Raw genomic sequence first — 10,840 nt, 5'->3', positions numbered from 1 at the left:
GTCATCGCCCGGGGTGAGCAAATAACCGTCGCCAATTTGGGCGATGACGCCGGCGCGTTTGCCGGTGCGGCCGAGGTTGGTGATTTTTTTCATCAGTTCAATGCGTTTGCCGCTGTTCACACCGCTCAACACGAACAGAGCGCCGTGCCGATCCACCTTGGGCGGCGGTGCGTTCTTATTCAGCGTCTCCACCGTGATTGCCGGTGATTCGCCTGTCTCCGGCGTTGCGGGCGTGGGTGCGGGTCGGGGTTCAACGGGTTCGCGTGCGGCGGGACTGATGATGACGGTCTTGGCGAAATCTTCCGGATCCCTGGCGCGCGCCGAATCGGTCAGATAAATCAGCGTGTGTTTACCAATAACGACGGCATCGCCGTTTTTCAGGTGATGCTTGGTGATCTTCTTGTTATTGATGAACGTTCCGTTGGTGCTGCCCATGTCCTGGATGAACGAGTCTTCGCCCACGGTGAAGATGTTGGCGTGTTCGCCGCTGATGGCCAGATTGTCGATCATGATTTCGCAACCCGGTTTGCGGCCGATTTTCATGTCGCCCTGTCTGAGGTCGATATGGTCGATGACCTCGTTGTTGAACTTGATGATGATCTTGGCCATTTTATTTCCCCGGTCCCGTTATCGTCAGCAAAAAAATAACAGTAATTCGTATGTTAAACCTGAGCACGCAGTTTCTGTAAAGTTTCCTGGTCGCGCGCGAAACCATGATTGGCGCGCACCAGGATCACCGATATATTGTCCGGCCCGCCGCGTTCGTTGGCGATGTCCACCATGCGGCGCGCCGCGGCTTCGAGATTGCGCCCATACTCGATGAGCATCATTTCAATGTCGCCGTCGGCCAGGACGTCGTTCAGGCCGTCCGAGCAGAGCAGATAGATGTCTTCGTCGTTCAGCGTTTGCTCGGCGACGTCGGGCACCACGGCGGCATCCACGCCCAAGGCGCGCGTCACCAGGTTCTTGTTTACCGACAGCCGTGCTTCCTCGACGGTCACCAGACCGCGGCTGACCAGCTCCTGTACGACTGAATGATCCATGGTGATCTGCTCCAGCAAGCCGCCGCGAAAGCGGTAGAGACGCGAGTCACCCACGTGGCCGACCCACAGTTTCCCGCCATGAAAAACCGTGACGACCACGGTCGAGCCCATGCCCGCGTATTCCGGCTGCTGACGGGCGAGCTCATAGATAGCGCGATTCGCGAGCTGAATGGCATCGCCGATCATCTTGCTTTCGAAGGTGCCATTGCCGATTGTGCCAGCCTCGGCCAGGGTGCCGATGATATGGCGGGTAATCACGTCCACCGCCAGCTTGCTGGCTACCTCACCCGCCTGATGGCCGCCCATGCCGTCGGCAACCACCACCAAACCCGCCTCGGGAATATGAGCGATGCTGTCCTCGTTCTGGTTGCGCACCCGGCCGGGATCGGTCAGGCCGACCATCTGCAGGTCATTCATGCGTTCGTTCCCTGATGTTCCGGGTAAGGGCGCGGGCAGTTCGAGGTATCGAGCCGATGACAGCAAGGGCGGCGTTAAAAATCATTACGTCATGCATGGGTACAACCCAATCCTTGTCTGTGTCGGTCGCCGATTCGTGGCACTTTGGTTTTTTCAAAGTATAGCGTTCTTCGCCTGTGTGAACGGTCTCAGGGAGCAAGCAAAATACACCGGACATAACCTAGAATATAGACCAGAAAATACATTTATAGCTATGATTCTCAAGGTATATATTTATTCTGCTCAGACGAGGAGATTTTCTAATATTCGGCGGTATACGCGCGACAGGCGGCTCAGATCGTCCACCGCGATGCACTCATCGATCTGATGGATGGTTCGGTTGAGGGGGCCGAGTTCAACCACCTCGGTCCCCGTGGGCGCGATAAAACGACCATCCGAGGTCCCGCCAGACGTTGACGGGTTGGCTTCCACACCCAGCTCCTCCTTCACGGCCCGGCGCACGGAATCGATCAATGCGGTGCCCCGGGTCAGGAACGGATGCCCGGACAGGATCCACTGGGTCTGGTGATTTATCCCGTGGCGCTGGAGGATTTCCTCGACCCGGTGACGCAGATCGGCGTCGGTCACCGCAGTTGAGAAGCGGAAATTGAACACCAGCTCGAGCCGGCCCGGGATGACGTTCTCGGCACCGGTCCCGCCGTGGATATTCGAGATCTGGAAGCTGGTCGGGGGGAAATCGGCGTTGCCCTGGTCCCATTCGGTCGCGGTCAGTTCCGCTAGCGCCGGTGCCAGCCGGTGAATGGGATTATTCGCCAGCTGTGGATAAGCAACATGCCCTTGCTTGCCATGCACAAACATGCGCCCGGTGAGCGAGCCGCGCCGCCCGATCTTGATGGTATCGCCCAAAGCCTCGACACAAGACGGTTCGCCGACGACGCAGTGGTCGATCTTGATCCCATGTTTGCCAAGCCATTCCATGACCTTGACCGTGCCATGGAGCGCGGGGCCTTCCTCATCGGAGGTGATGAGCAGGCCAATGGAACCCTTGTGGCGGGGGTGCTTGACCAGAAAATCCTCGATGGCGGTGATAAACGCTGCCAGCGAGGATTTCATGTCGGCGGCGCCGCGCCCGTATAGATGGCCGTCACGGACCTCGGGCTTGAAAGGGTCGCTCTTCCAAGCCTCGCGCGGGCCGGAGGGTACGACATCAGTATGGCCGGCAAACACTACCAGCGGCTTGGCCGTGCCGCGAGTCGCCCACAAGTTGTCCACGTCGCCGAAGCGCAGCCGTTCGGCCGTGAAGCCTAGCGGTGTGAGGCGCGCGATCATGAGTTCCTGGCAACCTTCGTCTCGCGGCGTCTGCGACGGTCGTTCGATCAGCTGCTTGGCAAGCTCCAGCGTTTTGTCAGACATTCTTTATAACTAATTGAAAAAATATTGAAAAGTTTCGCAGTTATTTCGGCACTCAAATGTCACGCAAAAGTTCATTGATGCCGACCTTGGAGCGCGTCTTCTCATCCACCTGTTTCACGATCACGGCGCAGTAGAGGCTGTACTTGCCATCCGAAGACGGCAGATTTCCTGAAACCACCACCGAGCCCTTGGGGATGCGCCCGTAGCTGACTTCGCCAGTCAGTCGGTTATAGATCTTGGTGCTCTGGCCGATATAGACGCCCATGGAGATCACCGAACCTTCCTCCACGATAACGCCCTCGACCACCTCCGAACGCGCGCCGATGAAGCAGTTGTCCTCGATTATGGTGGGCGCCGCCTGCACTGGCTCGAGCACGCCGCCGATGCCGACACCGCCTGAGAGGTGCACGTTTTTGCCGATCTGGGCGCAGGAGCCGACCGTGGCCCAGGTGTCCACCATGGTGCCTTCGTCCACGTAGCCGCCAATATTCACGTACGAGGGCATTAGCACCACGCTCGGCGCGATATAGGCGCCCTTGCGCACCGCCGCCAGTGGCACCACGCGGAAGCCGCCTTCGCGGAAGCTCTTGGAGTTGTAGTCCGCGAACTTGGACGGTACCTTGTCGTAATAGTTTGTATAGCCGCCCTTGATGAAACTGTTGTCCTCGATGCGGAAATAGAGCAGCACTGCCTTTTTCAGCCATTCATTCACGACCCATCGGCCGCTTTGCTTCTCGGCCACGCGCGCCTTGCCGGTATCCAGCAAGTTGATCGCCTCGTGCACTGCGTCCTTGACGTGAGTGTCGACGTTACGCGGGGTGATCGCACCGCGCCGTTCGAAGGCCTCGTTGATGGTGGACTGTATGTCGCTCATGGATAGATTTCCTTGATTAGTCTGTATCTTAACTGAAATCCTTCATCTGATTTCGGCCGTTTCATTTCAGCGATTCTACATAATTTCGGATGCGCTGTGCGGCCTCGACGCATTCGGCCAGCGGCGTCACCAGCGCCATGCGCACGCGGTTTTTGCCCGGATTGCCAGCCTCGGTCTCGCGTGACAGGTAGCTGCCCGGCAGCACCAGCACGTTTTCGCGCGCGTACAGCTGGCGCGTGAAGGTCTCGTCGTCCTGCGGCAGTCGCGGCCAGAGGTAAAAGCCGGCCTCGGGTCTTTTCACGTCCAGCACCGGTGCGAGGATTTTCAGCACCGCATCGAACTTGCTGCGGTACAGGTCGCGGTTGGTACGCACATGCGCCTCGTCGTTCCACGCCGCCTGGCTGGCCGACTGGGTCGGCGGCGGCAGGGCGCAGCCCTGGTAGGTGCGGAACAGGTGATACTGTTCCAGCACCGCGGCGTCGCCGGCGACAAAACCGGAGCGCAGCCCCGGCAGGCTGGAGCGCTTCGACAGGCTGTGGAACACGAGGCAGTGTTGGTAATCCCGTATGCCGAGATCGTTCGCCACTTGCAGTAGCCCAAGCGGCGGTTTTGCCTCGTCGAAGTAGATTTCGGAATAACATTCGTCCGAGGCGATGATGAAATTGTATTTGTGCGCCAGTTCGATCAGATTGGCGAGATTGTCGCGGGTCAGCACCGCTCCTGTCGGGTTTCCCGGAGAGCAGATGTAAGCCAGCGGTACCTTCTGCCAGATTTCCTCCGGCACTTGCGCGAAGTCCGCGCGGTAGCCGTTCTCCTCCATGGCGTTCATGAAATACGGTCTGGCGCCGGCCAGCAGCGCCGCGCCTTCGTAGATCTGATAGAACGGATTCGGCATGACCACGGAAGGCCGCTGCGAATTCACGCGCCGGTCGATGACGGCCTGGGCGATCGAAAACAGCGCCTCGCGCGTGCCGGCGACGGGCAAGACATGCCGCTCGGGGTCGAGCGCTATCTTGTTCAGATGAAATCGCTGCGTGGCCCAGCCGGCGATGGACTGGCGCAACTCGGCCGAGCCCTTGGTCACCGGGTAGTTCGACAGGCCGGAAAGGTTGGACTTGAGGGCTTCCAAAACGAAAGCGGGTGCGGCATGCTGCGGCTCGCCCATGGACAGACGTATCGGCGTCATGCCGGCGGGCGGAGTGAGGCCGTGGATGAGCTGGGCGAGCCGTTGGAAAGGATAGGGCTGTAAGCTCGCGAGCCGGGAATTCATGTTGTTCGGGTTTTAGGGAAAAAAGAATTATACGGGAAGCGCCTGATGCCATCCAACGACGAGCCACGGTTTTACCCCGTTGTCGCCATGCTGATCGGCGCCACTCTGTGGGGCGTGATCTGGTATCCCATGCGCCTGCTCGAAGGCGGCGGCCTGGGCGGCATCTGGCTCACGCTCACGCTGTACGGAGCGGCGCTGGTCGTAAGCCTGCCGCGCACCGCCAGGTCCATCCCGGAATTCACTCGCAGCCCGGCGATGCTGGCGCTGCTGATGCTCGCCGCCGGCTGGACCAACATCGCCTTCGTCGAGGCGGTGCTGGAAGGCAACATCCTGCGCGTGCTGCTGCTGTTCTATCTCTCGCCGCTCTGGGCCACGCTCATGGGCAGATTGTTCCTGCACGAGCGCATCACGCGAGTGGGCTTCGCCAGCCTCGTCATCGCCATGAGCGGCGCGCTGTTGATGCTGTGGAATCCCATCCTCGGCGCGCCGTGGCCACAGGGCAAGCCTGACTGGATGGCGCTCACCTCAGGCTTCGCGTTCGCGTTGTCCAACGTGATCGTGCGCAAGGTGCAGGAGGTTTCCATCGCCGCCAAAGCGCTGTCCGTCTGGGCCGGCGTCGTGATCGTCGGCGTCATCATGATCGCGGCCTTTTCCCTGCCCGTGCCGAAGCCGTCCGGCTCGATCTTCGCCGGCGCGGTGGCGCTCGGCGTGTTCGGCATCCTGCTGATGACGGTGCTAGTGCAGTACGGCGTGACGCACATGCCGGTGCATCGCTCGGCGGTGATAGCGTTAGTCGAGCTCGTCGCCGGCGCTATTTCGCAGCAGTTGCTAACTAATGAAGTCGTGACAATGAGGGAGTGGGTAGGGGGAGTGTTAATAGTGGTGGGGGCGTATTTGGCGGCGAGGGCGTCGTCGCCGAAGGATTATTAATTCTCTCTGTGTCGTCCCAGCGAAAGTAGAGTTGGTTGTCATCTCCGCGAAGGCGGAGATCCAGGCGTTGTCCCCGCGAAGGCGGCCCCAATTCTTGTTGTCATCCCCGCGAAAGCTATGTTTGTTGTCATGCCTGCGGAGGCGGGCATCCAGGCTTTAAACGGTATCGCGCGCTTCACCCGCAATTATTTTTTCATCGCCGCCGCAGGCGGCACCATGCAACGCGCTATGACTTATTTCGTTAGCAATTCGCGGATCGACAGCAATTCTTGGCGGCGTGCCTTGTCCGTTGCCGGATAGCTCATTTTGAGTTTTTTCAGCGTGTCGACAATGATCGAGGAAATAATCAACCGGGCGTTCAGCTTGTCGTCGGCGGGAACGACATACCAGGGCGCGTGGTCGGTGCTGGTGGCGCTCAGGCATTCCTCATAGGCATGCATGTATTCTTTCCAGTATTTCCGCTCCTCGACATCCAGCATGCTGAATTTCCAGTTCTTGTCCGGATCGTCGATGCGCTCGATGAAGCGCTTTTGCTGCTCTTTCTCCGAGAGGTGCAGGAAGAACTTGATGATCTGGGTTCCGTTGCGGTTGAGGTGCTTTTCCAAATCCAGGATCGAGCGAAACCGCTCCTCCCACACGGTTTTCCCGTCGAGCAGTTCATCCGGGATGTTTTGGCTGTGGAGAATCTCCGGATGCACGCGAACGATCAGCACTTCCTCATAGTAAGACCGGTTGAAGATGCCGATCCGGCCGCGTTCCGGCAGGCATTGATTAGTGCGCCATAGAAAATCGTGATCGAGTTCCGTGGCGCTCGGGTGCTTGAAGCTGAACACCTGGCAGCCTTGCGGGTTGACGCCGGACATCACGTGCCGGATGGCGCCGTCCTTGCCGGCGGCGTCCATCGCCTGGAATATCAGCAGCAGCGCGTAGCGGTCGGACGCGTACAGCAGGCGTTGCAGCGAGCTCAGTTGCTCAACCTGTTCTTCCAGGAGTTTTTGGTAATGTTTCTTGGACTCGTATACGGGCTTGACTTTCGTTGGCCACTTTTTGAGGTTGACCTTTTCGCCATCCCGCACACGGTAATCCTTGAATTTGATTTTCATTTTGGCCTCCTGATAGTCCCCGATTAAATGGCGTCGGAGTCAATTATTCAAGCCCCGTTGGAGCAGATATCGCCGCCGCTGGCGACTCGTCCTTTTTGCGCGCAATATCGTGATCTCGACCACCCCGGAGCAAGACGATGAGCAAGAGCATGGACAGGTCGCGTTCAGCAGTACGGTGATATTCTTCGCACATGTGCGGCCGATATACCAGCACCAAGCCCGTGGAGGTCCATGCCGAGTTGTTCAAGGCCAGGGCGGGGAGTTTGTTTGTCGAGCCGCGGTATAACATTGCCCCGACTTATGATGTCCTCGCGTGCCGCGCAATGCCGGAGGGCCGGGAACTTACGCTGATGTACTGGGGGTTGATACCGGCCTGGGCGGAGGACAAGAAGATCGGTTATCGCACCATCAACGCGCGGGCGGAGACCGTGGCGGTGAAGCCGGCGTACCGCACCGCGTTCCGGCGCCGGCGCTGCTTGATCGCGGCGGATGGTTTTTATGAATGGAGGCCCGGCAAGCCGAGGAAACAACCGTATTACATTCGTATGAAGGATGGGAAACCGTTTGCCTTCGCCGGTCTGTGGGAACGCTGGGGGGAGCCGGAGGGCGCGGAACCAGTCGACTCGTGCACGATTATTGTCACCACTGCTAACGAATTAATAAGCCAGAGACACGATCGCATGCCGGTGATTCTGGCGCCGCAGGATTATGAACTATGGTTGGACCCGGAGGTGCACGATCGGGAGAAGGTCATGCCTTTGCTCAAGACCTATCCGGAAAAAGAAATGGAGTTCTACCCGGTGGGTTTCGGCGTCAACAGCCCGAAGCACGACGGGGAGGGGTTGATTAAACCGCTATAGGAAATCGCGAATCCAAACTATTTCTTCAGTGTTTGATCCAAGGCGTGCAGCGCGTGCAGTAACCGATCGAAGACGCGGCGCCCCGGGCTTTTGCGCCGGATGGGATTGTCCATCTCCCAGCGCATGTTATCGCGCCGGTCCTTTGCTACGCGCCGTGCCTTATTATTACGGCGATTACGGCCATTGAAGGCAGGCTTGTCAGATTTGTCTTTGTTTTTCATGGAATTCTGCCAATACACCCCTGGTTCAGTTGATGACAAATAGGCGGCCGAAGACAAAGAGTGATTTTATTTATACCCGCTTCAGCAAAAATTCGAAATCCCCCTCGGGGGTCTTTTTTGATTCGAGCAGCGTATCCCCCGAGCTTTTTACGTAGGCATTGATGTCCCGAACGGATCCCGGATCCGACGCCAGGACACGCAGCGTCTGGCCACTCGTCATCGTTTCCAGTTCTTTCCGCATGCGCATGACAGGCACTGGGCAATTCACTCCGCGAACGTCCAGCTCATGATCAGCCATTCATTGCTCCTGGGTTAACGATGCCGTCGTCACGATATTTGACAGATCGTGCCGTAATTATAGACCAGCAATACGCAAGTCAAATTTCCTGACATCCGCCACGATCTGTAATCCCGGACCGCTGGCGCTTCATCCGTTTTGCGGGCAAGATAATGATCTCAACCACTTAGGAGCAGGGCAATGAGCAAAGGCATGGACAGTAAGAAGCAAACCAAGAAGGCGCCGGAGAAGACCATGAAGGAAAAACGCGCCGCGAAACGCGCCAAGAAAGCTGCCCGGGGTTCCATGGGGTAATGCACACCCCGGAGCTAGAAACAGTTCGATCCCGTTTCTACCTTACGCCCGTCCTGAGTCCGCTCGTGTGGAAGTTGTCCAAGCACGAACGGGCTCAGTACGAACGGCGGACTTGTTCAGAGCTTCTCTAGTTGTCCTTTTTGATTTCCTCCTGTCTTTTTCTCTGGTACTCGTCATAGCTATCGCTATCCATGGTTCTCAAACATTCTTCGCGCTCGGATGGCGGGGCTTTGTTGCACTCGTTCCGGTGGCTCTGTTTAACCCCTTCATACCACGCCCGCTGGGTACAAGCCTGGACAGAGAGCGCCATGAGAATGGCTAAACAATATAAAAATATTTTCATCGCAAGCGAGTTATTCAGGTTTTGTCAGGCGATCATTTCGGTCGCCGCTTTGAGGGCCGAGCTGGCAATTTCTTGCCGCTCTTGGCGCGTATTGCTGCGCCAACAGCTTGCTGAGCCCAGTACTGCATGGCCTCCGCTTCCTCGAATACTTCCGGCGGCGCTTCGTAGTATTGCATGCTGATCGATTTTCCGCGCGCGGTATACGTGAAGGGGGACAGTCCGCGTACGGTAAACTCGCCGCGAGTCACATGATCTGTTTTAAAATACAGCTTATCTTCCACAATGATGGCGAAGAAGCTGTCGCCCCGGTAGATCCCGAAACCTCCGAACATGGCACGTGCCCGGACTGCGCCTATCGGCGCCAGCAATTCGAGCACAAATTCAACAAACTCGCTATGCCGGGTCATGGTGGCGGAGGCCCGCAGCGGCCACCGAGAATATTTCCATGTTACTACTCGTAATCATTTTTCGTTTTCGGTTTCTTTTGCCCGGGTTTGTGTTCATGCGCCACGCTTTCCACCGAAGGCAGCGACATCACATAAATAGCGATGGACTTGCGGTCGTCTTTCGTCAGATGTGACAGGCTGTTGTCGATCACCTCGGCCATGGCGTCGCCGGCATAATCGCCGTCCGGCATCGCCCCCGTTTCGAGGTATTCGACCAGATCGCTTTGGCTCCACTTGCCGATGCCGGTTTTCTTGTCCGGAGTGATGTTGGGTACTTTCGCGCCATCCACGCCGTCGGGGTTGCCGGCAAAGCGCTGCGATTGCTTGAAACCGCCCAGGATATTGCGTGGCGTGTGGCATTCGCCGCAATGGGCGATGGCGGTTGCCAGATATGCGCCGCGATTCCACGCCACCGATTGATCGGGCTGCGGCTGAAACGGGCCGGGATTGAAAAACAACATCTTCCAGATCCGGAGCGAGGCACGGGAACGCAGATACCACGGCAATTCATGTTGTTTGTTGGCTTGCCGCATCGGTTTCTGATTGAAGAGATAAATCTTGATGGCGTGCAGGTCGGCATCGGTGAGCTGTGTGTAGGAAGCGTAGGGAAATGCAGGGTATAAATGATTGCCTTCGTCATCCAACCCCTCGCGCAGGGCGCGCACGAAGTCGGCCTCGCTCCAGCGGCCAATGCCGGTTTCGGGGTCGGGCGTGATATTGGGGGAATAAAAGGTCCCGAAGGGGGTTTCAAGCGCACGTCCGCCCGCGAGTGGGGCGCCCTTGTTTTTCTCGTCGCTGTGGCAGTTGGCGCAACCGGCGGCACGGAACAGATATTCACCCTGGCGCATGACATCGTCGGCGGCCAGGGGCGGAACAGCCGTAACCATCAGCCAGAGAAAGACCCCTGCGTGGTTGGGCGTTACCATGCGTTCCCGTCAGTAATGTTTGCCTTAATCCTCTTTCTTGCGGAAATCCTTGTGGCAGCTCTTGCAGCCTTCGCCCATTTCCTTGTAGCTCGCGACGATGGCCTGTTGATTGCCGCCCTGGACCGCCTTGGCAAACGCCGCGACCCTGGCCTTGGCGTCCTTGGCGGTCTTCTCGAATTCCGCGCGGTTCGACCACACGCCGTCTTTGGCTTTGGTCTCGCCGAAATCGGAATCCTTCGGGAATAGCGCCGGGATGTCGCTGGTCAACGCCTGCAGGGCGCGGGCATGATCGGCGAGCTGGTTCTTGTAATCCACTTTGCCTTGAATGATTGCCCCGGCCGCGCCGGTATGCCCGCCGATGGCTTTCATCATGTTCTGGCGATATTTGATGATGTCTTCGGG

At 58.1% G+C, this 10,840-nt stretch carries 13 protein-coding genes; 2 read left to right on the top strand and 11 right to left on the bottom strand.

Annotated features, from left to right (window positions below; translation table 11 throughout):
- The 5 genes from WB402_RS01055 to dapC form a co-directional block, all read right to left on the bottom strand.
- On the bottom strand, positions 1–609 hold a 609-nt coding region (locus WB402_RS01055; protein WP_424204892.1), incomplete at its 3' end, for an FHA domain-containing protein.
- Between the two features lie 53 nt (positions 610–662).
- Positions 663–1,460, bottom strand: coding sequence for a Stp1/IreP family PP2C-type Ser/Thr phosphatase (locus tag WB402_RS01050; protein ID WP_424204890.1), 798 nt, complete (start codon positions 1,458–1,460; stop codon positions 663–665).
- A 282-nt stretch (positions 1,461–1,742) separates the two neighbouring features.
- Positions 1,743–2,873: a succinyl-diaminopimelate desuccinylase gene (gene dapE, locus WB402_RS01045; RefSeq protein ID WP_424204888.1), complete on the bottom strand. Its 1,131-nt coding sequence runs from the start codon at positions 2,871–2,873 to the stop codon at positions 1,743–1,745.
- A gap of 52 nt (positions 2,874–2,925) precedes the next feature.
- Positions 2,926–3,747: a 2,3,4,5-tetrahydropyridine-2,6-dicarboxylate N-succinyltransferase gene (gene dapD, locus WB402_RS01040; protein ID WP_424204886.1), complete on the bottom strand. Its 822-nt coding sequence runs from the start codon at positions 3,745–3,747 to the stop codon at positions 2,926–2,928.
- Between the two features lie 61 nt (positions 3,748–3,808).
- Complete coding sequence (gene dapC / locus WB402_RS01035) at positions 3,809–5,017, bottom strand: succinyldiaminopimelate transaminase (RefSeq protein ID WP_424204884.1); 1,209 nt, start codon at positions 5,015–5,017, stop codon at positions 3,809–3,811.
- 45 nt (positions 5,018–5,062) lie between these two features.
- On the opposite strand from dapC, the gene WB402_RS01030 reads away from it, so the two are divergent.
- Positions 5,063–5,947: a DMT family transporter gene (locus tag WB402_RS01030; protein WP_424204882.1), complete on the top strand. Its 885-nt coding sequence runs from the start codon at positions 5,063–5,065 to the stop codon at positions 5,945–5,947.
- A gap of 233 nt (positions 5,948–6,180) precedes the next feature.
- Here WB402_RS01030 and WB402_RS01025 read toward each other — a convergent pair whose 3' ends face one another.
- Positions 6,181–7,050: an ADP-polyphosphate phosphotransferase gene (locus tag WB402_RS01025; protein WP_424204880.1), complete on the bottom strand. Its 870-nt coding sequence runs from the start codon at positions 7,048–7,050 to the stop codon at positions 6,181–6,183.
- 191 nt (positions 7,051–7,241) lie between these two features.
- On the opposite strand from WB402_RS01025, the gene WB402_RS01020 reads away from it, so the two are divergent.
- On the top strand, positions 7,242–7,910 hold the full coding sequence (locus WB402_RS01020) for an SOS response-associated peptidase (RefSeq protein WP_424204879.1): 669 nt from the start codon (positions 7,242–7,244) through the stop codon (positions 7,908–7,910).
- A 17-nt stretch (positions 7,911–7,927) separates the two neighbouring features.
- Here WB402_RS01020 and WB402_RS01015 read toward each other — a convergent pair whose 3' ends face one another.
- From WB402_RS01015 to WB402_RS00995, 5 genes are all read right to left on the bottom strand, one after another.
- Positions 7,928–8,131, bottom strand: a complete 204-nt coding sequence (locus WB402_RS01015; RefSeq protein WP_424204877.1) for a hypothetical protein — start codon at positions 8,129–8,131, stop codon at positions 7,928–7,930.
- 70 nt (positions 8,132–8,201) lie between these two features.
- Entirely contained in the window at positions 8,202–8,429 is a 228-nt protein-coding gene (locus WB402_RS01010) for a sulfurtransferase TusA family protein (RefSeq protein ID WP_424204875.1), read from the bottom strand.
- A gap of 669 nt (positions 8,430–9,098) precedes the next feature.
- The gene (locus WB402_RS01005) at positions 9,099–9,473 is read right to left on the bottom strand and encodes a TfoX/Sxy family protein (protein WP_424204873.1); all 375 of its coding nucleotides are present in this window, start codon (positions 9,471–9,473) and stop codon (positions 9,099–9,101) included.
- A gap of 44 nt (positions 9,474–9,517) precedes the next feature.
- Positions 9,518–10,438 carry a c-type cytochrome gene (locus WB402_RS01000; RefSeq protein ID WP_424204871.1) on the bottom strand — a complete coding sequence of 307 codons (921 nt, stop codon included), beginning with the start codon at positions 10,436–10,438 and terminating at the stop codon, positions 9,518–9,520.
- A 24-nt stretch (positions 10,439–10,462) separates the two neighbouring features.
- The coding region (locus tag WB402_RS00995; protein ID WP_424204869.1) for a c-type cytochrome at positions 10,463–10,840 on the bottom strand (378 nt) is incomplete at its 5' end.

Source organism: Sulfuricaulis sp. (assembly GCF_049587675.1).
Lineage (GTDB): Bacteria > Pseudomonadota > Gammaproteobacteria > Acidiferrobacterales > Sulfurifustaceae > Sulfuricaulis.
Note: the sequence above shows the minus strand (reverse complement) of the source record. Positions and strands in the feature narration are given on the sequence as shown.